The sequence below is a fragment of the Undibacterium sp. Ji22W genome (genome assembly GCF_049340305.1).
Classification (GTDB): domain Bacteria; phylum Pseudomonadota; class Gammaproteobacteria; order Burkholderiales; family Burkholderiaceae_D; genus Undibacterium.
Genome location: NZ_JBMPOU010000002.1, coordinates 144,159 through 167,217, shown reverse-complemented (window position 1 = coordinate 167,217; position 23,059 = coordinate 144,159). Strand labels below are relative to the sequence as shown.

Genomic DNA, 23,059 nt, shown 5'->3' with positions numbered 1-23,059 from the left:
GAGAGGCAAATATGAAATCGTTTTTGAAGTTATTACTGTGTGTGACTTTTAGCACCTTAAGTCTGTTTGTGCATGCCGATGATTTTTCGGATGGGGTCACGTTGTATGCCAGGCAGGATTTTCGGGCTGCTGCCGCTGCGTTTCGGAAAGCTGCAGAGCAGGGAAAGCCAGATGCCCAATTTAATCTTGGCCTCATGTATTTAAAGGGGGAAGGTGTCGCGAAGGATTACGTCGAGGCGAAAGCGCTGTTCGAAAAAGCAGCGCAGCAGAATAATGTCCGTGCGCAAGTCAATCTAGGACGTATGTACGCAAAAGCCAAGGGCGTCGCCCCCAACTACGGCATGGCTGTCTATTGGTTCAACAAGGCAGTGGAGCTCGGGTATGCCGACGCGCAATATAGTTTGGGGGTTTTATATGTCAATGGGATTGGTGTTTCTCGTGACTATGATAAAGCGCATGATCTTTTTCTCAAGGCGGCGCAACAAAAGGACGCCAGTGCGCAATATCAATTAGGACTAATGTACTTCAAAGGAAAAGGTGTTGCGGTCGATAAAGTTGAGGCCATGAAATGGTTTATTCTTGCTGGCGATTATGATGATGCCGTGACGTATCGTACCTATGCCGAGTCGCAAATGAGTGCGAAAGAAATCGAGGAAGCCAAGGCACAGGCGGCAAAAGCGCAGTGATAACTCCATTATCTACCGGAGCGATGTAGGTTGCTTGAAGACCTACAAGGCTACGAGTCTGTTGAAGCTAGGTAAATAATATGAATGCACTTCGGCAGTTATTGACCATCTTACTTATACCGCTTTATTTGTACGCAGGCGCTTTTTTAAGCGAATGGCTATCTAGAACTTTTGGTATTTGGCATATGTACGCCAGTGCATTTGTATTGCCATTCATCGGCTTAGTTAGCACTTATTTTATTGCTCCGTATTTTAAAGTCTATAACCTCCTCTTTATCTACATTGTCGGCCTTATCTTGGCTTACTGGTTGGCTTACCCCGCGCAATACCCGGAGGGTTCGGCGCACCCTTATCAATGGACATATAGACCGTTTGCATTGACAGTGATGTGGTCCACGATTTTATTGGCAGGCTGCCTATTTCAACTAAAACGTAAAAAGCAATAACAAGACATTGCAGCACCGCTTTAGAGTTTTGGACTTACGCACGATAGTTGTGGAGCGGCAGACATAAGGTATCGCTGCGCGAAGTTTTTCGTAATGGGCCGCACAGTGCATCATGCTTTGCTGAACCACATGTTGAAACCCTATCAAATTCAATAAAAATGTATCCGCTCTACAAGCCTAGATTTGTGTGAACTGAAATTAATCCCTACAATCATTCATCTCAACTTTTAAGGAGCAGTCCCATGAGCAATTCCATTCGCACTTGCCTCTGGTTTCGCGACGGCCGAGGCCAAGAGGCTGCAGACTATTACTGCTCTTTAATTCCCAACAGCAAAGTCGAAAATGCTTATGTGGGCGACAACGGCTATGGCGAGTTCTCTGTGATCGACTTCACGCTAGGCGGTGTCCCTTACCAAATCCTCGATGCAGGGCCGATGTTCACATTGAGCGAAGCTGTGTCGATTGCGGTTGCAACAGACGATCAAGCTGAAAACGACCGACTCTGGGCTGCATTCACCAGCAATGGCGGCGAAGAAAGTGTCTGTGGCTGGCTCAAAGATCGCTTCGGTGTGTCGTGGCAGATCTATCCTAAGCGCTTGCTTGAACTGACAATGAATGCCGACAAAGCAGTATCGAGCAAGGCGATGGCGGCGATGATGAAGCAGAAGAAGATTGATATTGCTGAGATTGAGGCGGCGGTTCGGGGTTAGCAGCTAGCGGCTTTATGGTTTGCTGAACACGAATGTTTTCAAAGGAATGTAGGGCGGGTGCAACCCGCGCGGTAGACTGGTCGATCAACTATGCACATAGTCTAGGCGGCGCGGGTTGCACCCGCCCTATAAGGCTTAAAAGGAAAAGGTGTTGCGACCGATAAAGTTGAGGCTATGAAATGGCTTATTCTCGCTGGCGATTATGATGATGCCGTGACCTATCGTAAGTATGCAGAGTCGCAAATGAGTAAGACAGAAATTGAGGAAGCCAAGGCAGAGGCGGCGAAGGCGCAGTGAGCGTTTACCCATCTAACGACGCTATGCGGACTATTTGAAGCAGGACAATGATGTAGGGCGGGTGCAACCCGCGCGGTATGCTGATCGATCAACTTTGCACATTGGTTAGGCGGCGCGGGTTTTACTCGCCATACAAGGTTGGTAGTCAAGTAGGATGCGTAAGCTTTCTGTGCCTATGCGGATTTGGCAACCATGGTGGATGGTGTTCTACGTGACTAAGCGTTTCATCTTGATAGACCATTATTTGTTGCAGATAATTGGGAAAGAGTAATACGATACTTGTTTAAGTTGAAAAGATATAAATAGATAGATATGCGTAAAGAAGCGATGGCTTTCGGACTTAGGCCCCTCAATATTTTGGCCTCTTGTGTGGTTGGCGTGCCATCGTGGTGGATTTTGTTTTCCAAATTCAGCACCACTCCACATCGAGATTCAGAATCAACAGTATTTATCATTCTGCTTGCCCCTCTGATCGGCCTACATTTGCCGCTTTTCTTTTATCTCATACGGAGAAGTAGGTTTCAGGCTGCATGTTGGAATATTGCATGTGCGCCATTTGTTTCCGTTTTTAACTTTTTTCTTTGTTTAGTGGTGACACTATTTGTCAGAGAGTACTCAATCGCAGTTGGGATAGTGACCCTAATTTGGTTATTTCCGTTTGTACGCATTACCTTTATTGATGAGGAAAATGTGACACGCTAGCCATGTAGGGGGGACACGTTTTTTTGCCCACGCAGATTTGGAAAACCTGGAGAGTGATGTTCTCGTAATTTATACTTTTGACCTTTATCGCCCCTTACGCGTGGGCAAGGTGAAGCCGTGCCCACCCTACGAATTTTCCTCGTCAAAACAAAAAAGCGCTTCAAAACCTCGAAGCGCTTTTTGCATTTACAACCAAATTAAAAAACCAAATCACCCCAACTTAGCAAACGACTCCTGCATCTTACTCAAAGTCGCAGAGAAGCCCGCGACGCGTTCTTTCTCTTGTTCGACAACGGCAGCTGGAGCACGTGCCACAAAACTTTCATTGCTGAGTTTGGCTTGAGCCTTGTTGATTTCGGCTTCGAGTTTTGCCATTTCTTTCGACAGGCGTTCGCGTTCTGCGGCGACGTCGATTTCTACTTTCAACATCAACTTAGTTTCACCGACGATGGAGACTGGTGCTGGTGAATCAGGAAGTACATCGACAATCTGTACTTCCGACAATTTTGCCAAGGCTGCCATGTAAGGTGCGTAGCTTTCCATGCGTGCTTTGTCAGCTGCGTTCGCTGGTTGCAGTAACAGCGGTACGCGGACTGCCGGTGACAATTGCATTTCACCGCGCAAGTTACGGCATGCATCGATGGCGGCTTTGAGACCTGTCATCCAGCTTTCTGCGGCTTCGTCTATCGCTTCCGCGTTCACCAATGGGTAGGCTTGCATCATGATGGAGTCGCCCGCTGGGTTCAAGGTTTTGCCTGCCAATGGTGCGACCGTTTGCCACAATGCTTCGGTGACAAATGGGATCACTGGGTGTGCCATGCGCAGCGTGACTTCTAACACGCGTAACAAAGTACGACGCGTTGCACGTTGCTGCGCTGGTGTGCCTTGTTGTACTTGTACCTTTGCGACTTCCAAATACCAATCGCAATATTCATCCCACACGAATTTGTAGATGGCGGAGGCGATATTGTCGAAGCGGTAGTCGGCGAAACCTTTTTCGAGTTCAGCCTCAGTACGCTGCAAGGTAGAGATAATCCACTTGTCGGCTTGTGAATAATCGAGGTCATTGTCGGTTGCTGTGCCAGTGAAGCCGCAATCCTGTCCTTCCGTGTTCATCAATACAAAGCGCGTTGCGTTCCACAATTTATTGCAGAAATTACGATAGCCATCGCAGCGACCTAAGTCGAAGTTAATGTTGCGACCGAGTGAGGCATAGCTTGCCATCGTGAAGCGCAACGCGTCAGTGCCGTAGGCAGGAATGCCATCAGCGAATTCTTTGCGTGTGGCTTTGTCGATGCTGGCTGCTTGTTTCGGATTCATCAAGCCAACGGTGCGTTTTGCCGCGAGTTCGTCAACCGTGATGCCATCGATCAAATCGATAGGGTCCAGCGTATTGCCTTTGGATTTAGACATTTTCTGGCCGCTAGAATCGCGTACCAAGCCGTGTACGTACACGGTGTGGAACGGCACCTTGCCAGTGAAGTGCGCGGTCATCATGACCATACGCGCTACCCAGAAAAAGATGATGTCAAAACCGGTGACCAAGACAGACGATGGCAAGAATAACTTGGCATCAACGGTGAGTTCTGGCCAGCCCATCGTGGAGAATGGAACGAGCGCGGAAGAGAACCAGGTATCGAGTACGTCGTTGTCACGGTTTAATGCACCAGCGTAACCAGCTGCTGCCGCTTTTGCTTTGGCTTCGGCTTCATCGCGTGCGACGAAAATTTCACCATTGTCACCATACCATGCTGGGATTTGATGACCCCACCACAATTGGCGCGAGATACACCAGTCTTGAATATTATTGAGCCATTGGTTGTAAGTCGTGCTCCAGTTTTCTGGTACGAATTTTACTTCACCGTTCGCGACTTTTTCGAGAGCGACTTCGGCAATTGATTTGCCTGGGAAGTGCGTGCCTTCTGGCGCCGCTTTACTCATCGCCATGAACCATTGATCGGTCAACATCGGTTCGATCACGACATTGGTACGGTCGCCACGTGGCACCATGAGTTTGTGTGGCTTCACAGATTCGAGCAGCCCTAATGCATCGAGATCAGCAACCATTTGCTTACGAGCGACGAATCTATCCATGCCTTGATAAACCGCAGGGCCGTTTTCATTGATCTTCGCATCTAAAGTTAAGATACTGATCATTTCTAAATTATGACGTTGTCCAACCGCGTAATCGTTGAAGTCATGCGCTGGTGTGATCTTCACGCAGCCAGTGCCGAATTCTTTATCGACATAACTGTCGGCGATGACGGGAATTTCTTTGTCGGTTAAAGGCAATTTCAGCATTTTGCCCACGAACGCGGAGTAACGTTCATCGGTTGGATCGACTGCGACAGCAACGTCACCGAGCAAAGTCTCTGGACGTGTTGTTGCAACTGTGAGGTGACCGCTACCATCTGCAAATGGATAACGGATGTGCCACATGGAGCCGTCTTCTTCTTCAGACACCACTTCCAAATCAGATACGGCGGTACCCAAGACTGGGTCCCAGTTCACTAAGCGCTTTCCGCGATAGATCAAACCTTGTTCTACCAGACGGACGAACACTTCTGTCACCACTTTGGAGCGCTCTGCGTCCATCGTAAAGTATTCACGATTCCAATCCGCAGACGCACCCATGCGACGCATTTGGCCGGTAATGGTGGAGCCGGATTTTTCTTTCCATTCCCAGACTTTTTCTAAGAACTTTTCACGGCCTAAATCATGGCGAGAAATCTTTTGTGCATCGAGTTGGCGTTCCACGACGATTTGTGTCGCGATACCGGCGTGATCGGTACCTGGTACCCATGCCGTGTTATGGCCACGCATACGGTAGTAACGCGTCAAGCCATCCATAATCGTTTGGTTGAAGGCATGACCCATGTGCAAAGTGCCGGTCACATTTGGTGGCGGCAACTGAATACTAAATGAAGGTTTGGATTCATCGGTAGACGCGGCGAAGTATCCGCGCTTTTCCCATTCTGTACGCCAGAAGGATTCGATGTTGGCAGGTTCAAAAGACTTAGCTAATTCCATGATGTATATGCAAACTCTCAGTTAGTAGGATCAGCAGCACATCTGAATGTGCTCGTCTCCGGGTATTTGATTGGCGAAACCTTTGATTATAAATGACTGTGAATGACTAGGATGTATTACTTGAATTATTCCCTTTGTTTTTCTTCGACTAGATGTCAGATACAGGCTTGAAAGCTCTCAATAGTGGAAGGCTTGCAATTAATTTAAGTAAAATTTCGATTTGCCTAAGTGGTTTCATAATGAGAGGAAAAATAGAAAATACTATTAAAATTAAATTTTTAAGTAACGGAAAATTGTAGGAAACTACTAAAACTGTGGCTTATTTCTACACCGATCAAAAAAAAGCAAAGATGCTTTTAGGAAAGTGCTAGCATACGGAAATCTGCACAATATAAGAAAAAACATGCACGCTGCGCCAGCAACTCTGGCTGCAAATGAATTTTTTTCGTGCACGCACAGGCAACGTGAACGAGGTGATTAGTACATGAAACGCTTTTTCAATTTCTTTGCTTATTCAAGCGACCAAAAATTGAGTGTTTTTGATGAGCTAAAAAACTACTCTTTGTTGCAAATATTCTCCCTCTTGATCATCGTTGGTTTTGCTCTGCCAAGCCTGGCTGATGATAAGCAGATCATGGCAGAAATCGACAATATTCAAGCTTTGTCTGACAAGAATAATGACGAAGGCTTACGCAAACTTTTAGAGTTTAAACAAAACTTACCCCTTGATACGAAACCTGCTATTCGGCTCGAAGTGTTGGCGATATTGAGTAGCCTTTATTACGATGCGGGAAAGGCAAAACTTGGTGAGCAGTCCGTCAAGGAGTTTCGTGAATTAGCAAAGGAATTGAAGGATAAAGAAGCCTTGCTTTTGCTGGAGATTTTCGACGCCTACGATATTTACGAAAAGTCAGGTTATGCGGGCGCGATTGCTCACCTAGATAAGTTGCAAGGCGTGGTTGCAAAATCGAAGAGCATCGAAGTACAGTTTAGATATTGTGCTAGCTATGCCGCGTTCTATAGCAATACCTTTAAATTTGATCAGGCTCTCAAGCAATATTTGGATATGCTCAAACTGAGCGAGCAGCTGCCACGTCGTCAATTGCAGGCGAAGATGCATACTTGGGATTTGATTTCAGGATTGTATCTGCAAATGAAAGATCCTGAAAAAGCGCTGGCAGCAACGACCGAAGCTCTGGCAGTATCCTCGGCTAGTCAGGCACCAAAAGCATTTGTCGCGATTTCGATTTCACGCGGCGTTGCTTTAAGTAGTCTCAAGCGCAATGATGAAGCACTTAAAGAGTATGAAACTGCACTGAAAATCGCGAAAGAAGAAAATCTTCCCTACTTGGTTGCCTTAGCGGTTTTCAACATGGCGGATCAATATCTGATTAAGAAGGATTTCAAACGCGCCGAGTCGTATGCTCGTGATGCGATGGCAAAATCTGAGGCGTTGGAGAATGAATGGGGAGTTGCAGGCGCTAAAGTCAATCTGGGTTTGGCGCTTGGCTACCAAGGCAAGGTCAAAGAAGGCGCGGATTTGGTCAAGCTAGGCATAGAATTTTTTGAAAAAGGCCATGCGCAATCTGATGTCGAAACCATCATGGGCGAACTATCGCAAATGTACGAGGCGGCAGGCTTGTATAAAGAAGCCCTTGCACAAGTAAGAGAGCAACAAACATTAAGCGATCAAATTTTTCAATCGGATCGCGCGAAGACAGTCGCGACTTTGCAGGAAGAATTTGATACTGAGCAAAGAAAAAAGCAAATTGAAATTTTAGCGAAAGATAATGCGCTAAAAGATGCCGATATCAAGAATCATCGTCTACAACAATTGGTAGCGGGGCTGGCGTCTTTGGTCGGCGTATTAGCGGGCTGCTTTATTTATATGTTGTATCGCCGTAGCAAAAAATTGAATGAACAATTGCAAGAAGTGAATTTGCAGTTAGAGTTTCATGCGATTCGGGATGCTTTGACCGGATTACATAATCGTCGTTCTTTTATTAGCTTAATGGCGAATCGCGTTGGTAAGGTTGATGTAGAGCGACGCGAGGGCAGTTATCGTAATCCTGATTGCATGGTATTGATGGATATTGATCACTTTAAACACATCAATGACACATGGGGTCACGCGGTGGGTGATGTGGTCTTAAAAGAAGTCGCCGTGCGTCTCAAGAACGTTGTGCGTGATGAAGACATGGTCATGCGCTGGGGTGGTGAAGAGTTTTTGATTTACTCCCCAAAATCGAATCCAGAGCAGATCACCAGTTTGGTGGAACGCGTCTTACGCACGATCGGTGACACACCATTTACGCACGGCGCTTTGGTTATTCCGGTGACGGTGACTGCTGGTTTTATTTCAGTGCCATTTTCAGATGTGCCAGAAGAATTTTGTGATTGGGAGCGCGCCTTACAAATTGCTGATATGGCGCTATATTTGGGTAAAACGCATGGCCGCAATCGTGCGTACGGCTTATCGAAGCTATTGGTCGGGCACGAATTGGCAATTCCAACCTTGACGCATGATTTAGCCGCTGCCATCAAAGAAAATATGGTCGAGATGATAGAAGTGCTGGGGCCGCCGCAAGAAACGACCACGATGCATACTTCTACTAGTTTGCATGCTTAAGGGAGTCAACTTGGTTGATGCGACTCAATTCGATTGATTCGATTCGATTGATTTAGTTTTCCTAGAATAAGTTGACATTGTGAGTTGGCTATTCCTAAGAATCACCGCTATAATGCGCCGGCAATTCCCACACAACGGGTGTAGTTAACGATTGCAGCAGTAACAGTAAAACAAACGAAGTAAAACGCTAGGGGTCCTGACGAGCTTGTATCTGTCGGGTGAGAAATACCCTTGAACCTGATCTGGATAATGCCAGCGAAGGGAAGCAGCCAAAGCCGTGATGCCACCTGAATGTGCGGTGTGCCATCACCCAAATTGGAAACTCCTTTGCTGGCTCCGTGCCGTCAATAAAGCAAAGGAGCCAAATGAACGCCAACCCACAATTTCTGTCCGCCACCGCCAAGGTCGACGAAGCCGCTATTCAAGCTTTACCGAATTCCCGCAAAATTTATGTGACAGGAAGTCGTGTTGACATCCGTGTGCCGATGCGTGAAATCTCACAAGCCGATACGCCAGCGATGTTCGGTGCAGAAAAAAATCCACCGATTTATGTCTACGATACTTCTGGCCCTTACACGGATCCCGATGCGAAAATCGATATTCGCTCAGGCTTAGCGTCTGTGCGTGGCGCTTGGATTGCGGAACGCAAAGACACCGAAGAATTAACTGGCCCAAGTTCAGAATACGGCATAGAACGTCTGCATGATCCTAAATTGCATGAGCTACGTTTTAACTTACAACGCAAACCGCGCCGCGCACTGCAAGGCAAGAATGTCACGCAAATGCATTACGCCAGACAAGGTATCGTCACACCAGAAATGGAATACGTGGCGATTCGTGAAAATATGCGACGTCAAGAGTATTTGGATAATCTGAAAAATTCCGGCCCTATGGGCGAGAAACTCGCTGCGATGATGGGGCGTCAACACCCAGGACAATCGTTCGGTGCTTCGATTCCTGCGCAGATCACACCAGAATTTGTACGGGATGAAATCGCCCGTGGTCGTGCAATTATTCCTGCGAATATTAATCATCCAGAAGTCGAGCCAATGATTATCGGTCGTAATTTTTTAGTCAAAATTAACGCGAATATTGGTAACTCTGCAGTCACATCTTCTATCGGTGAAGAAGTTGAAAAAATGACCTGGGCGATACGCTGGGGTGGCGATAACGTGATGGATCTCTCGACCGGAAAACACATACACGAAACCCGCGAATGGATCATCCGTAATTCGCCAGTGCCGATTGGCACGGTACCGATTTATCAGGCGCTGGAAAAAGTAAATGGTAAGGCCGAAGATCTGACGTGGGAAATTTTTCGCGATACTTTGATCGAACAAGCGGAGCAGGGCGTCGATTATTTTACGATCCATGCGGGCGTACTTTTGCAATACGTGCCGATGACCGCAAAACGACTGACTGGCATCGTTTCTCGGGGAGGCTCAATTATGGCGAAATGGTGTCTCGCACATCATAAAGAGAGTTTCTTGTACGAGCATTTCGAAGACATTTGCCAGATCATGAAGGCCTATGATGTGTCGTTTTCTTTAGGCGATGGATTACGCCCAGGCTCGATTTATGATGCAAACGATGAAGCACAACTCGGTGAGTTAAAGACGCTGGGCGAACTAACACAGATCGCGTGGAAACATGATGTACAGGTGATGATAGAAGGGCCAGGTCATGTGCCGATGCATCTGATCAAAGAGAACATGGATCTGCAATTGGAACAGTGCCACGAGGCGCCGTTCTATACCTTGGGACCACTAACGACTGATATCGCACCCGGTTACGATCACATCACGTCGGGGATAGGCGCAGCACAAATCGGTTGGTATGGCACGGCGATGCTGTGCTACGTCACGCCGAAAGAGCACTTGGGTTTGCCGAATAAAGTCGACGTTAAAGATGGCATCATCACGTACAAAATTGCAGCACATGCTGCCGATCTGGCAAAGGGACATCCGGGCGCACAAATCCGCGATAACGCTTTGTCTAAAGCACGTTTCGAATTTCGTTGGGAAGACCAATTTAATATTGGCTTGGACCCAGATAAAGCGCGCGAATTTCATGATGAAACGCTGCCCAAAGATTCTGCCAAAGTCGCGCATTTTTGCTCTATGTGTGGACCACATTTCTGCTCGATGAAAATCACGCAAGAAGTACGTGACTACGCAGCGACACAAGGTATTAGCGAAATCGATGCATTGAAAAAAGGTATGGAAGTCAAAGCCATCGAGTTCGTCAAATCCGGTGGGGAAATTTATAAAAAATCTTAGGTGCTGCGATGGAAATTCAACTTAATGGAGAGCTACGTGTTTTATCGCCAAAAACTGATTTGCATAGTTTGATTGTGGAACTGCAATTAGGTAGTCAAGCAATCGCGGTCGCAGTCAATCGTCAAGTGATACGCCGTACGCAGTGGCAGCAACACACGCTGCAGGCGGGCGATCAGGTGGATGTGGTACGGGCGATTGGTGGTGGATAGCTCGGGAGGGGCGATGAATTCAATTGTGGGGCGCTTTGCGTTGTTGAAAATGCTCGCAATACCGACGTATTGCTGCGCTTTGCGCCTAGCACAGCATCCCCAAAATTGAATTTCTCGCACCTCCCAAACACCGAGAAATTCTTTCGATGACGAGCTCACTACTAATGTTCTACAACTGGCTACATCGTTCTGCGATTTTGGAATAATCAAGTGATTGACGAGCTGGATAACGTGGCGGAAGAGATTTTTCGACAGGTGCAGATGAGCAAGATGGGTTTCAGTCAGATGAATGAGTAAAAAATTAATCAGGAAAATACCATGACAACACAAACCAAACCAAACAGCCTGACCATAGCAGGCAAAGCCTATAGCTCACGCCTCTTAGTCGGCAGCGGCAAATACAAAGACCTAGACCAAACCAAATTAGCCACCGAAGCCAGTGGCGCTGAAATCATCACGGTCGCGATACGTCGCGTGAACATAGGTCAAGATCCCAACGTACCGAGTCTGCTCGATGTGGTACCGATGTCGAAGTACACCATCCTGCCAAATACGGCTGGCTGTTACAACGCCAAAGACGCGATTTACACTTTGCAATTAGGGCGTGAACTCCTCGGTGGTCACAAGCTATGTAAGCTGGAAGTCTTGGGTGATGAAAAAACTCTTTTTCCCAATATGCCTGAAACTTTGGACGCTGCGAAATTCCTGGTCAACGATGGTTTTGATGTCATGGTGTACTGCAGCGATGATCCAATTCAAGCGCGCATGCTGGAAGACATCGGTTGCGTCGCCGTGATGCCACTCGCCTCCTTGATCGGCTCTGGCATGGGCATATTAAATCCGTGGAATCTCTCTTTGATTATCGAGCAAGCTAACGTACCTATTATCGTCGATGCCGGAGTTGGAACCGCATCTGATGCGGCGATTGCGATGGAGCTAGGTTGTGATGGCGTGTTGATGAATACGGCAATTGCCGGGGCGCGTGATCCGATTCGTATGGCGCGTGCCATGGGTCTGGCGGTAGAAGCTGGGCGGGAAGCATTTTTGGCGGGGCGGATTCCACGAAAATTCGCGGCATCACCATCCTCACCGATGGCAGGGCGTGTCGCTTGATGAGTGGACAGCTACATGGTCAGACACATGCGTGTGGAAATCGCCCTTGTGTCTTAGTATTCGCCGGACATGATCCTAGTGGTGGTGCTGGCATACAAGCCGACATTGAAGCGATCACAGCACAAGGGGCGCACGCCTTAACGATTATCACTGCCTTGACCGTGCAAGATAATAATCAGGTTCGTGCTGTTTACCCAGTTGATACGCACATATTGCGTGAGCAGTTTGAAACCTTGTTAGCGCAAGTGCCGATTGTCGCGGTCAAGGTCGGCATTGTTGGTTCGTTTGAAAATGCGACCTGCATCGCAGAGTGTATCGCACGTCTGCGCATTCTTTTGCCGCAGCTACCCGTGATCGTCGATCCTGTGCTCGGTAGTGGGCGCGGTAACGCACTGGCGATTCAAGATGCGGTGCAAGCAGTGCAACCTGTCTTAGTTTGTGCGAGTTTGCTTACGCCGAATTTGCCGGAATTGGATCGTTTGACAGAGCATATGACCAAAAACGGTCAGTTCGTACTAAACGCGACGGATGAATTACGTGCTGGCTATCTGGCAGAGAAATTTGCTTGTGATGTCTTGGTGAAAGGTGGGCATGCCAGTGGAAGTGAAGTCCATAATCGTTGGATAGCGTGGGATATAGAGACGCGCTCTGCGCATGTCACTCAATCTTGGAGTTGGCCACGTCAGACGGGAGAGTTTCATGGCAGTGGCTGTACTCTGGCTGCGGCGATTGCTGCGCAATTGGCACTGGGACACGGACTGGAGCTAAGTTTAGTGAATGCGCAAGCTTACGTTCAACGCTGCTTGGAAAGCGCGTACCAAATCGCACATGGACAATTTATTCCATCTCGATTCGACTATAAGGATGCAAGATGAATGTAAATCAAGATACCAAAAAAAATTCAGAGAAAAATTGGCAACAACAGTTACGTGGCCTGTATTTGGTGACGCCGAATTGGGATGATACCCAACGGCTGTTAAGTGTGACAGAGCGCGCTTTGGCAGCGGGAGTCAGTTTGCTGCAATACCGACATAAGACTGCGAATATTGAATTGCGTTATGCGCAGGCCAGCGCTTTGCACAATCTATGCAAGAAATATGCAGTGCCTTTCATCATCAATGATTTTGTGAATTTGTCCATGCAACTGAATGCCGATGGCGTCCATGTTGGTGGAAGTGATATTTCCGTGGCGCAAGCCCGCTCATTATTGGGGCCAGAAAAAATTGTCGGATCTTCCTGCTATGGAGATTTGGGACTAGCACGTTTAGCGCAAATCCAAGGTGCTAGTTATATGGCCTTTGGTGGTTTTTATCCCTCAATTGTTAAGCAATACCCAGTCACGACGAAGCCCGAAATAGTGGCGCTGGCGCGAGCAGAATTGCATCTGCCCCAAGTAGTGATCGGTGGTATGACTGTTGATCTGGCACGCCCTTTGGTAGAGCGCGGTGCAGACATGGTGGCAGCGATTAGTAGCGTGTATCACGCTGTGCAACCTGAGCAAGTGGTGAAGGATTTTATTGCCTTGTTTCAATAAATAAATATATTCAAAGCGATTGCATGTTGTGTAAATTTCTCAAATCGAACTTGAACCCTGAATTGGCGTTGTTATCCTGAAGAATTGCCCGCCTTTTTGCTTAACTTTGATCGCTTTATTGTATGATCCATGGACTGATGTTCAAAAAACAAAACCAGGTTAAGTAATGACTCAATCCACTTCCATGGTGGCAGCTCCAGAAGCCAGCCGCCGTTTTATTTTAGAAATGCGTGGATTTTCAGATGCTGAAAAAAGCATGCTAAGTTCCACTTTTCGCCTGACTAGTCGTCGTCAGATGTGCTACGTTGAGGCAGAAGAATCAGATACGCGTGCGGATATCTACTTAATCAACGCGGATAATCCCGAAGCTTTGGAAGAACTCGCTCGCAGAAATATTGGTGTACCAAATGCGCACTCACCTGCTGTCGTTATAGGTAGAACTGCCGTAGAGACGCCATGGCCTTTTGTCACCAAACCGATTCACTGGATGCGTTTATTTGAAAATCTGGATCAGGAAATGCAACGTGCTTTGCGTGAGCGCAGCGCGCGTGCTGCAGTCAATAACGATTGGGATGGTGCGACTTTACGACGTTCCAGTGATCAAAAAAACAGCGCAACACCAGCTCCGGTCGAAACACCGGTACGTGAAACTGTGTTAGTGGTGGATGACAGCGCAACGGTCCGCGCGTTTATGCGCATCAAATTATCGCCATTCCAGTTTGATGTTGATTTTGCAGAAACTGGTGAACAAGCGGTTGAAAAGGCGGCGGCGAAAGCCAACGATAAACCGTACAACTGCATTTTTCTAGACATTATGATGCCGGGCATCGACGGCTATGAAGTGTGTAAACGGATAAAGTCTAATTCGAAAACTAAATCATCTGCCGTGGTGATGTTGACAAGCAAATCCTCCATTATCGATAAACTGCGCGCGAATTGGTCGGGTTGTGATTCCTTCTTGAGCAAGCCGGTTTCAGAAGACGACTTGCTGGCAACCATTGCCAAATTTTTGCCGAGCGCGCGTGATTCTGGAAAAATTTAAGTTTGAATGATTTCTTGAGCCAATGTCTGCTTTAGGTTTGGACAAAATCCTGTTAATGGTAGGGTTTTGTCCAAATACAATTTCTGTCTTTCGCACTTAGCATGGTAATTTTGGTGTTGATATTAATGATTTAGTTAATATAATTAATGTAAATGTATTCACTAAATTGGCTCTCGTAAACGCCTTATCGGCGACAAGCTTTCATTTGCGGGCAGACTACTTTGCGACTAGGTTTTTATCTTCGTTTACTATCAAGTTGGCAAAATAAGTCGCAAGTTATTGAGTCAAAACAATCTTCACATGCCTGCCAGTCAAATAAATCTTAAGCAAAACAAGACCTTAGAAATGCTTTCGGGTATAATCCCGCGTTCTGTCCAAAATTTCCTCATCAAGTGCATTTGCTTATCGCTTGTTGTTCCTTGTTTGAATTTTCGACGCTGGTGAAAATCAATCGAAAATAGGTATTTGTGGATTCTTTCTCTCTTAGGTTGGTGCAAATTAATTTGGGGGGTGGGGATGTCCGATCTGGCTTCTTTGTCTACATTAGCGCGTTCTGACGCGCAACTTCCGGTGCATGTTTATTTTGATCAAGCTTTGTTAACGAGCGAGATCAAACAATTATTTCAATCTGGTCCACGCTACGTTGGTCATGAATTGATGATTCCTAACGTCGGCGACTATGCGACGCTCGCTTCTGAGAACGAAGGGCGTATGCTGGTGCGCGGCAAAGATGGTATCGAATTACTCTCGAATGTTTGTCGTCATCGTCAGGCTTTAATGTTTGGCGGTCCCGGTACGACCGGTCGCGGCAATACCAATCATATTGTCTGTCCTTTGCATCGCTGGACCTATGATCTGAAGGGCGAACTGATAGGCGCACCGCATTTCAAAGATACGCCGTGCCTCAATTTATCACGTACTCCAATTCAAAATTGGAATGGTTTGCTGTTTGAGCAAAACGGGTATAACGTCATGGAGAAAATGGCGACTTTATCCGTGACCAAGGATTTGGATTTCACTGGCTACATGCTTGATCACGTCGAAGTGCATGAATGCGATTACAACTGGAAGACTTTTATTGAAGTTTATCTGGAAGATTATCACGTCGAACCTTTTCATCCTGGTCTAGGAAGCTTCGTTACGTGTGACGATTTGAAATGGGAATTTGGTGAAGACTACAGCGTCCAAACTGTCGGTGTGCATAAAGGCTTATTGAAATCGGGCTCTGCTAAATATCAGGCATGGCAAGAACAAGTCTTAAAATTCCGTGGCGGCGAACCGCCAAAATACGGTGCGATTTGGCTGACTTTGTATCCGAACATCATGGTTGAATGGTATCCGCATGTGTTGGTGGTCTCAACATTGTGGCCAACCGCCACCGGCAAAACCAAAAATGTGGTCGAGTTCTACTATCCTGAAGAAATCGTTTTGTTTGAGCGTGAATTCATAGAAGCAGAGCGTGCGGCGTATATGGAAACCTGTATCGAAGATGATGAGATCGGTGCACGTATGGATGCTGGTCGTAAAATTTTGATGGATCGCGGCGAGAATGAAGTAGGTCCGTATCAATCACCGATGGAAGACGGTATGCAGCACTTCCATGAATGGTACCGAAGTAAGATGACGTTCTAAATACTTTAAACATGGGGAAGCGATGCTTCCCCATACTTTTTTCTGCCGTCGGTTTGTTAAAACAAATAGTTAATTAAGTTAAAGAGGATTTATGCAGGCACTCTGGATGTTGGTGGCCACTTTTCTGTTTTCTTTGATGGGGGTCTGCGTCAAGCTCGCTTCTGAAACTTACAATACGGCAGAGATTGTGACTTATCGTGGTGCGATTGGTGTTATCGGTATTTACCTTTTAATGCGCTGGCAAAACGGCACGCTGCGCAGCAAGATGGTGAAAGGTCATATCTGGCGCGGCATTTTTGGCGTCACCTCGTTGTGGCTATGGTTTTATTCGATTTCGAAATTACCTTTGTCGCTATCGGTGACCCTGAGCTATATGTCGTCGATATGGGTTGCAGTGATTCTGTTCGCGATGTCTTGGTGGAAAAATCGCGGCAAGGATGTCGTGCATCTGCCACCACATCTCGTATGGTCGATACTACTGGGCTTTATCGGCGTCGTCATGTTATTGCGCCCGACCATACGCGTTGAACAATTGCCCGATAGTTTGATTGCCTTATGTTCTGGCTTTATCGCAGCCATGGCGTATATCCAGGTGCGGCAAATGGGTGTGGCGGGTGAGCCAGAATATCGTGTGGTTTTCTACTTTTCTCTGGTGTGTACTGTGATGGGCTTGCTTGGGCAATTCTGGCATTTTAATACGCTCTCCGAATCGCAATTAGCAGCGCATGTAAATCATCACTTACTTGATCTCAAAGGGATTGCACTCTTGCTGGGCGTCGGCATCTTTGCCATGATTGCCCAGTTAGCGATGACACGTTCGTATCGGCTGGGCAATCCATTGGTCGCGGCGAATCTGCAATACGTGGGTATTGTGTTCACGAGCGCTCTCGATGTCATGATCTGGAAGCTTGATTTGAGCTGGATCAGTTGGTTAGGAATTGCAGTTATTTTGGCTAGCGGTATGATAGCGTCTTCGTTCAATAGTAACTCTGGCACAAAATCAGCAGAAGCTGATCAAGCCAGTTAAGTAGCCTCTGAGGAAAATCCATGTATACGACTTTGATTAGTGCACAACAACTAGTAGCGGAGCTAAGTAACAAAACGACGGTGATCGTCGACTGCCGTCATGATTTGATGGACGCGCAGGCCGGTAAAAATGCTTACGATGCCGGACATATTCCAGGGGCAGTATTCGCCAACTTGGATAGTGATTTGTCTGGCTGTAAAACTGATGCGGCGGGCGTTTTTGCCGGTCGTCATCCTTTGCCTAAGACAGAAGATTTGCTCGCGGCTTTACGCCGTTTGGGAATTAATCAAGACACGCAAGTGATTGCCTATGATGCACACGGCGGCATGTTTGCTGCACGTTTGTGGTGGTTACTACGCTCTATCGGTCATGCGCACGTAGCGGTTTTGGATGGTGGTATTGCGGCCTGGCTCAGTGCTGGTCAGGTATTGCAAGCTGAAACTGTCAGCAATATCGCGGGGAATATCGACGTGAAAGCTAGTCTGACCAAACAGGTCGATGTGCATACAGTGCTGCAGAATCTAGAAGCTGAAGTGGATACGACATTGCAAGTCATTGATGCGCGCGCGGCAGATCGTTTTCGTGGTGAGAATGAAACCATGGATCCGGTTGGTGGACATATTCCCGGTGCGAAGAATCGCTTCTTTAAAGACAATCTACAAGCTGATGGACGCTTTAAATCGGCACAAGAATTACGTCAAGAATGGCAAGGCCTGATTGCGGATCCGACCAAGGCCATCATGCAATGCGGCTCCGGCGTAACAGCTTGCCATAATTTGCTGGCATTGGAAGTTGCTGGCTTAGGTGGTGCAGCTTTATATCCAGGGTCGTGGAGTGAATGGTGTTCGGATGTTTCGCGTCCAGTGGCAACTGGAGTCGAATAAATCAGAATCAATCAGAATCAATGCTGATGCTGGGTCATAAACAACACCAGCATCACACCGCAACCAACCAAAATAATTTGCGGTATCGTTTCTTTCAAACTCGCACGGCGCTGCATTTGCGGCATGAGATCGCTTACAGCGATATAGATAAAACCTGACGAAGCCAGCACGAGTACATAGGGAATCAAGTTGCTGGCTTGGTCCAGGGTAAAGTAACCCAGAACGCCACCAACCACGGCCATCAAACTGCATAAGAGATTGTAGATGTATGCGCGAGTGCGGGAAAAGCCGGCATTTAATAAGACGATAAAATCACCAATTTCTTGCGGAATTTCATGCGCGATAATCGCCAACGCGGTGACCATGCCGAGACCCGGATCGGCCAAGAAAGCGGCTGCGATCAAGATCCCGTCGGTGAAGTTATGCATGCCATCACCAATCAAAATCATCCATCCTGCCTTACCCGCTTCGTGCGCATCATGACCATGCTCATGATGATGTCCATCACCTTCATGATGATGTGAATGGCGTAGGATCGCGAATTTCTCTAATAAGAAGAAAGCCAGCAAGCCACCGAGCAGACAGGCAAATAAGGAGCGTGGATCTGTGCCTGATTCAAAAGCACGGGGCAGTGCATGTAGTAAAGAGGTCGATAGCATGATGCCTACCGACAAGCTAACCATGCGTTCGACCAATTTGGACAATAAAGTAAACGAAAAAATCGCGGCAAAGCTAATGCTCAACACGCCGGCGATGGCTGTCGTAAAAATGATGGAAGTCAGGGTGGAATGAATTTTAAACCTCGAAACGAGAAATATGCAACTTTGTTGCAATTAGACCATAGATCGCTCATTTCCGCAATTTAGAGTCGTTTCGACCATGCCTTTGATTGGTGATTGCTTACCGATTGTTCGTTCAATATTTGACTCTTGATCTACCACCAATGATCTAATGAAAAGATAACGATTGGCTGATGAACATTGTTTCGACAGCCAGCTTTTTCAGCACAAGTTTGGTGGATTCATTCGTACTTGAACCTATTCAACCCTACAGCTTTTTAGCTTTTCTTTCACTTTTTTGATTTCTTCCAAGCGCTGTTCATCCTCCATCAAGATCGGTTCACCTTGTGCATTTTCGCCTGTCGTTATGGGTAAGCCGCTCAGCAATGAGTTTAAGCGTTTCTGATTTTGGTAGCATTTTTCTTCGTCGCGTCTTTGTTTATCGCGCTCTAGCGCCGCCTGTTCTTCTTTTTGTTTTTGACGTTCTTTAAATTCGATTTCTTTCGCCCACAGACTTTGTGTGGGTTTTTTTTCCGCTGGTTTTTGACCCAATCCATTTTGGACTGGTGTGACTTCAATCTCTTTCACGATGGTGCTGCCAAGTGGGCAACGACTCGCAAGAATTTTGCGACCTTGCGCATCTTTGCATTCAAATGTTGGAGTTTGAGCAGAGGACGTAACATTTAACAGTGGCAAAATAAATATTAACAAAGATATGTACTTTGCAGGTGTTTGCCCAAAGCGTCGTCTGTAGGAGTAAAACTGCGTATTCATTAAATTTCCTTTTTCTCAATTAATTTGGGAACTATTTGTTATAATTTCATGCTTGTCTACTACATGTTATTCCACAATTAGGATGGGTTATGAATTTAAAATTATGCGCTATCGCTTTGACCGCCATGACTTGCTTACTGAGCGCCTGCGGTGGCGGTAATTATCAGGATGAATCTACTGCAAAAGCGGTTTCTCCACCACCAGCTCCACAACTAAGTATCGCTAACGAAGATCGATTGTCGGGTAATTACCTTCATACGCTGGCATTGAGCACAGAGGGTAATGTTTATGCATGGGGTTATAATTATGAAGGTCAATTAGGTAATAATACGCTCAGTTATTCTACTATACCCGTACAGGTTCGAGGATTAAGTGCGATTGCCGCGGTCAGAACGGGTGAACGTCACTCGGTTGCTTTACATAATGACGGTAGTTTATGGGCTTGGGGCAGTAATGCAAATGGTCAATTGGGGATGTCTCAAGTGATGTCGATTCGCACTCCTATGCGACTCACAGGAATCAGCTCCGTGAAAGCGGTAGCGGCTGGTCAAAATCACACTGTAGCACTTAAAACAAATGGCACCGTGTGGGGGTGGGGGCGTACCGCGACTTCCTATGCAAACCTGCCGAAACAAGTTAATGTGACTAATGTAAAAGCACTGGCAACGGGTGCAGATTTTACGCTCGTGTTGAAAAATGACGGCACAGTTTGGGCTTGGGGTGCTAACGATTTTGGCCAACTGGGTAATGGTACTTACAATAATTCCAGTGTTCCAGTGCAGGTTTCTAATTTAAGTAATGTGAAAGCATTGGCTACAGGCTTGTCGCATACATTGGCATTATTGAATGATGGTACAGTTAAAGCGTGGGGTAGAAATAGTTCTGGGCAATTAGGAAATGGTAGCCTGAAAACAAATAATATTCCTACTTTTGTTTCTGGTTTAACGGGGGTAAAAGCAATCTCGGCTGGTGCGTATAACAGTATGGCTTTGAATGCGGATCGGAGCGTCTCTGCTTGGGGCGCAAATACGCAGGGGCAATTGGGCAATGGCAGCTATCACATGGAATCGAAGCCTGTGCGCGTCATGACGGTGGTGGATGCGGTGTCTATTTCAACTGGCACAGCATTTGGTTCTGCAATCCAGAGTGATGGTCAGGTTTTGACATTTGGAGCAAATGCGACAGGTCAACTCGGTAACGGTACGGTCACCAACTCAACTAAACCGGTCCGTGTGGTTGGTTTGAGTGGTGTAAATATTTTGAACTTGGGAAGTACCTCACGTTAAAAGTCGTAATAAAAATGCGAAATTCCGTAAGTTTCAATGATTGCGGAACGATGAAGTGATGAGTGTGTCCTCGATGCACTCATCTTTTTTATTTCTGCCAACGATATGTTGGAGCTTGCTAATGCGATGAAACGAGCTTCGTTTCGTCTCTTGAGATTTGTTGTTCAATTAAACGCAAGTAGACTTAGATTTTGACTACGCTATCTTACTCGTATCAACCACTCTGGCTATTGAAACTCGCTGGCATACTGTCAGCGTGCATGTTTAGTTTGCCATTTGTATTGCCTTGGCATTTCTTGCCGATTGCTTCCTTCTATTCAGAAGCGCTGGCCATACTTTTTGGCTTGCTTGCTGCATTGAGTTTTCTGGTGTGGACGATACGTCAAAAGCAAGCAATCAGTGCGCCGAAAATTATCTTATTACCCTTTTGTTTTTTATTGGTGATTGCTGCGCAGATGGTTGGCGGCTATTTTTCTTACGGGAGCAGAGCGCTCATTATCTCTGGCTACATGGTTTGGATGGCTATCGTCATCTGGACTGGACATATGCTGGCAAAGTACATCGATGATGTCAAAGTCAAATCCAATAGCATGCACTGGATTGCAGGCTTTTTGGCGCTAGCAGGTACTACCAATGCCTTGTTTGGCATTGTGCAATATGTGGGTATTCCCTCAATCTTACAAACCATCATCAATCCGAGACTTGCACCAGATGCCGGGGTATTCGGCAATATCGCTCAGCAAAATCACTTTGCGAGTTACCTGGCAATCTCACTTTGTTCCATCCTGTATTTATATCAACAAGCGCGGCTTGGCTTAAGCTGGGTGCTACCAATAGCGCTGACCTTAATCGCTGCGATGATACTTTCCGCATCACGTAGCGTGTATTTATATGGTGTATGGATTGCTTTTGTTTTTGTCCTGGCTTTTCAGTCAAATAGGACTAAATTCCATTTTCGTTGGCGCAACTTCTTGTGGCTGTCCGGTCTGATCCTTGTTGTGCTGGCATTGCTGATTAAAGTGGATGCGCCGCAATTACACAGATATCTGCAATTTTCAGAAACAATAGGCGCGCGCGTTTATCTTTGGCAGCATGCGTGGCAGATGTTTTTGAATAGTCCGGTGTTGGGCGTAGGCTTTGATACTTTTGCTTTTCAATTGATTCAACAATTGGCGCAAACTGGTGTAGTGAATCAATGGGGCATAGACCAATACGCGCATAATCTCATTTTACAAATGTTGGCTGTTAGTGGAATAGCGGGTTTTGTGAGTTTGACGTTGCCATTGATAACCTTTGCATGGGCTCAACGCACACTTCATCACACACTTCATCGTACACTTCATTCCAAACAGCAACGACTGTATATTTTTGCTTGTCTGGGAATCTTGACGATACATAGTATGTTAGAACAGCCACTTTATTATGCGTATTTTCTTGGTATTGCCGCCTTTTTTCTTGGTTATCTCGATGTGCGTTCAGTGCGTTTACCTGCGGCAAGAATTTTCCGAATAGGATATTTCCTCGTGTTACTTAGTTCGATTGTGCTCTTGTCAAAGACTAGCCTCGATTTTTATCGTATGGAACAAGGTTTATTTGCGATTGATGAAGCGCAGCAGATAGAGAATCAAACTTCAAGGGAAGCATTGATACAATCGCTCAATCACCATAGCTTGTTTCAGGCAGAATTAGAAGCATATAGTCCCTCCAGCTTTGTTTCTGTGCAGGCGTCGGTTGAACAAAAACTTGATTTGAATATGCGTTTACTGCGAACTGCTCCCGTCGAAGAGGTCGTTTTTAGGCAAGCATCACTTCTGGCAGAAAATGGACAAATTGCTGAAGCAAAACAACAATTGCGCGCGGCGATGTTGGCTTATCCAGCTGCGATTGACGTGTATCTGCCACGTTTCATTTGGCTTGGACAAAATGATGCAAACACGTATCAGGAACTAGCGCAATTTGCCCAGCTTGAAGTGGCAAGCTATAAACGGAAACAACCCTAA

The 23,059-nt window shown here is 46.5% G+C and carries 20 protein-coding genes and 1 riboswitch; of the genes, 17 read left to right on the top strand and 3 right to left on the bottom strand.

What is annotated here, in order from left to right; translation table 11 throughout:
* Positions 1-11 precede the first annotated feature (11 nt).
* From ACO0KW_RS07550 to ACO0KW_RS07535, 4 genes are all read left to right on the top strand, one after another.
* Positions 12-686 (top strand): tetratricopeptide repeat protein, encoded by a 675-nt coding sequence (locus ACO0KW_RS07550; protein ID WP_423052259.1) that lies wholly within the window; start codon positions 12-14, stop codon positions 684-686.
* An 80-nt stretch (positions 687-766) separates the two neighbouring features.
* The gene (locus ACO0KW_RS07545) at positions 767-1,132 is read left to right on the top strand and encodes a hypothetical protein (RefSeq protein WP_423052257.1); all 366 of its coding nucleotides are present in this window, start codon (positions 767-769) and stop codon (positions 1,130-1,132) included.
* 242 nt (positions 1,133-1,374) lie between these two features.
* Entirely contained in the window at positions 1,375-1,842 is a 468-nt protein-coding gene (locus ACO0KW_RS07540) for a VOC family protein (protein WP_423052255.1), read from the top strand.
* Positions 1,843-2,016: 174 nt separating this feature from the next.
* Entirely contained in the window at positions 2,017-2,139 is a 123-nt protein-coding gene (locus ACO0KW_RS07535; protein WP_423052253.1) for a hypothetical protein, read from the top strand.
* Positions 2,140-3,051: 912 nt separating this feature from the next.
* Here the strand turns inward: ACO0KW_RS07535 and ACO0KW_RS07530 are convergent.
* Complete coding sequence (locus tag ACO0KW_RS07530; RefSeq protein ID WP_423052251.1) at positions 3,052-5,871, bottom strand: valine--tRNA ligase; 2,820 nt, start codon at positions 5,869-5,871, stop codon at positions 3,052-3,054.
* Between the two features lie 484 nt (positions 5,872-6,355).
* Between ACO0KW_RS07530 and ACO0KW_RS07525 the strand changes: the two genes are divergently transcribed.
* The 11 genes from ACO0KW_RS07525 (at position 6,356) to ACO0KW_RS07475 (ending at position 18,220) form a co-directional block, all read left to right on the top strand.
* Entirely contained in the window at positions 6,356-8,500 is a 2,145-nt protein-coding gene (locus tag ACO0KW_RS07525) for a diguanylate cyclase (RefSeq protein ID WP_423052249.1), read from the top strand.
* 179 nt (positions 8,501-8,679) lie between these two features.
* Positions 8,680-8,781, top strand: a riboswitch (TPP riboswitch).
* 84 nt (positions 8,782-8,865) lie between these two features.
* On the top strand, positions 8,866-10,779 hold the full coding sequence (gene thiC, locus ACO0KW_RS07520; protein ID WP_423052247.1) for a phosphomethylpyrimidine synthase ThiC: 1,914 nt from the start codon (positions 8,866-8,868) through the stop codon (positions 10,777-10,779).
* 8 nt (positions 10,780-10,787) lie between these two features.
* Positions 10,788-10,988, top strand: a complete 201-nt coding sequence (gene thiS / locus ACO0KW_RS07515) for a sulfur carrier protein ThiS (RefSeq protein WP_423052245.1) — start codon at positions 10,788-10,790, stop codon at positions 10,986-10,988.
* A gap of 183 nt (positions 10,989-11,171) precedes the next feature.
* Positions 11,172-11,285: a DUF559 domain-containing protein gene (locus ACO0KW_RS07510; RefSeq protein ID WP_423053442.1), complete on the top strand. Its 114-nt coding sequence runs from the start codon at positions 11,172-11,174 to the stop codon at positions 11,283-11,285.
* Positions 11,286-11,306: 21 nt separating this feature from the next.
* Complete coding sequence (locus ACO0KW_RS07505) at positions 11,307-12,101, top strand: thiazole synthase (protein ID WP_423052243.1); 795 nt, start codon at positions 11,307-11,309, stop codon at positions 12,099-12,101.
* Positions 12,101-12,976 carry a bifunctional hydroxymethylpyrimidine kinase/phosphomethylpyrimidine kinase gene (gene thiD / locus ACO0KW_RS07500; protein ID WP_423052241.1) on the top strand — a complete coding sequence of 292 codons (876 nt, stop codon included), beginning with the start codon at positions 12,101-12,103 and terminating at the stop codon, positions 12,974-12,976. Before ACO0KW_RS07505 ends, thiD begins: the two co-directional genes overlap by 1 nt.
* Positions 12,973-13,635 (top strand): thiamine phosphate synthase, encoded by a 663-nt coding sequence (gene thiE / locus ACO0KW_RS07495; RefSeq protein ID WP_423052239.1) that lies wholly within the window; start codon positions 12,973-12,975, stop codon positions 13,633-13,635. The genes thiD and thiE overlap by 4 nt, the downstream gene beginning before the upstream one ends.
* Positions 13,636-13,801: 166 nt before the next feature.
* Entirely contained in the window at positions 13,802-14,677 is an 876-nt protein-coding gene (locus ACO0KW_RS07490) for a response regulator (protein ID WP_423052237.1), read from the top strand.
* A gap of 516 nt (positions 14,678-15,193) precedes the next feature.
* On the top strand, positions 15,194-16,309 hold the full coding sequence (locus ACO0KW_RS07485) for an aromatic ring-hydroxylating oxygenase subunit alpha (RefSeq protein WP_423052235.1): 1,116 nt from the start codon (positions 15,194-15,196) through the stop codon (positions 16,307-16,309).
* A 91-nt stretch (positions 16,310-16,400) separates the two neighbouring features.
* Positions 16,401-17,336: a DMT family transporter gene (locus ACO0KW_RS07480; protein ID WP_423052233.1), complete on the top strand. Its 936-nt coding sequence runs from the start codon at positions 16,401-16,403 to the stop codon at positions 17,334-17,336.
* Positions 17,337-17,356: 20 nt separating this feature from the next.
* Positions 17,357-18,220 (top strand): sulfurtransferase, encoded by an 864-nt coding sequence (locus ACO0KW_RS07475; RefSeq protein WP_423052231.1) that lies wholly within the window; start codon positions 17,357-17,359, stop codon positions 18,218-18,220.
* Positions 18,221-18,237: 17 nt separating this feature from the next.
* Here ACO0KW_RS07475 and ACO0KW_RS07470 read toward each other — a convergent pair whose 3' ends face one another.
* Entirely contained in the window at positions 18,238-18,990 is a 753-nt protein-coding gene (locus ACO0KW_RS07470; RefSeq protein ID WP_423053441.1) for a ZIP family metal transporter, read from the bottom strand.
* 267 nt (positions 18,991-19,257) lie between these two features.
* Positions 19,258-19,773 carry a hypothetical protein gene (locus tag ACO0KW_RS07465; protein ID WP_423052229.1) on the bottom strand — a complete coding sequence of 172 codons (516 nt, stop codon included), beginning with the start codon at positions 19,771-19,773 and terminating at the stop codon, positions 19,258-19,260.
* Between the two features lie 89 nt (positions 19,774-19,862).
* On the opposite strand from ACO0KW_RS07465, the gene ACO0KW_RS07460 reads away from it, so the two are divergent.
* Both ACO0KW_RS07460 and ACO0KW_RS07455 read left to right on the top strand, forming a co-directional pair.
* Entirely contained in the window at positions 19,863-21,059 is a 1,197-nt protein-coding gene (locus tag ACO0KW_RS07460) for an RCC1 domain-containing protein (protein WP_423052227.1), read from the top strand.
* Between the two features lie 191 nt (positions 21,060-21,250).
* Positions 21,251-23,059, top strand: a complete 1,809-nt coding sequence (locus ACO0KW_RS07455) for a Wzy polymerase domain-containing protein (RefSeq protein WP_423052225.1) — start codon at positions 21,251-21,253, stop codon at positions 23,057-23,059.

Coding starts and splice junctions, on each gene's coding strand:
- ACO0KW_RS07550 (WP_423052259.1), top strand. CDS start 12: ATGAAATCGTTTTTGAAGTTATTACTGTGTGTGACTTTTAGCACCTTA.
- ACO0KW_RS07545 (WP_423052257.1), top strand. CDS start 767: ATGAATGCACTTCGGCAGTTATTGACCATCTTACTTATACCGCTTTAT.
- ACO0KW_RS07540 (WP_423052255.1), top strand. CDS start 1,375: ATGAGCAATTCCATTCGCACTTGCCTCTGGTTTCGCGACGGCCGAGGC.
- ACO0KW_RS07535 (WP_423052253.1), top strand. CDS start 2,017: ATGAAATGGCTTATTCTCGCTGGCGATTATGATGATGCCGTGACCTAT.
- ACO0KW_RS07530 (WP_423052251.1), bottom strand. CDS start 5,871: ATGGAATTAGCTAAGTCTTTTGAACCTGCCAACATCGAATCCTTCTGG.
- ACO0KW_RS07525 (WP_423052249.1), top strand. CDS start 6,356: ATGAAACGCTTTTTCAATTTCTTTGCTTATTCAAGCGACCAAAAATTG.
- thiC (WP_423052247.1), top strand. CDS start 8,866: ATGAACGCCAACCCACAATTTCTGTCCGCCACCGCCAAGGTCGACGAA.
- thiS (WP_423052245.1), top strand. CDS start 10,788: ATGGAAATTCAACTTAATGGAGAGCTACGTGTTTTATCGCCAAAAACT.
- ACO0KW_RS07505 (WP_423052243.1), top strand. CDS start 11,307: ATGACAACACAAACCAAACCAAACAGCCTGACCATAGCAGGCAAAGCC.
- thiD (WP_423052241.1), top strand. CDS start 12,101: ATGAGTGGACAGCTACATGGTCAGACACATGCGTGTGGAAATCGCCCT.
- thiE (WP_423052239.1), top strand. CDS start 12,973: ATGAATGTAAATCAAGATACCAAAAAAAATTCAGAGAAAAATTGGCAA.
- ACO0KW_RS07490 (WP_423052237.1), top strand. CDS start 13,802: ATGACTCAATCCACTTCCATGGTGGCAGCTCCAGAAGCCAGCCGCCGT.
- ACO0KW_RS07485 (WP_423052235.1), top strand. CDS start 15,194: ATGTCCGATCTGGCTTCTTTGTCTACATTAGCGCGTTCTGACGCGCAA.
- ACO0KW_RS07480 (WP_423052233.1), top strand. CDS start 16,401: ATGCAGGCACTCTGGATGTTGGTGGCCACTTTTCTGTTTTCTTTGATG.
- ACO0KW_RS07475 (WP_423052231.1), top strand. CDS start 17,357: ATGTATACGACTTTGATTAGTGCACAACAACTAGTAGCGGAGCTAAGT.
- ACO0KW_RS07465 (WP_423052229.1), bottom strand. CDS start 19,773: ATGAATACGCAGTTTTACTCCTACAGACGACGCTTTGGGCAAACACCT.
- ACO0KW_RS07460 (WP_423052227.1), top strand. CDS start 19,863: ATGAATTTAAAATTATGCGCTATCGCTTTGACCGCCATGACTTGCTTA.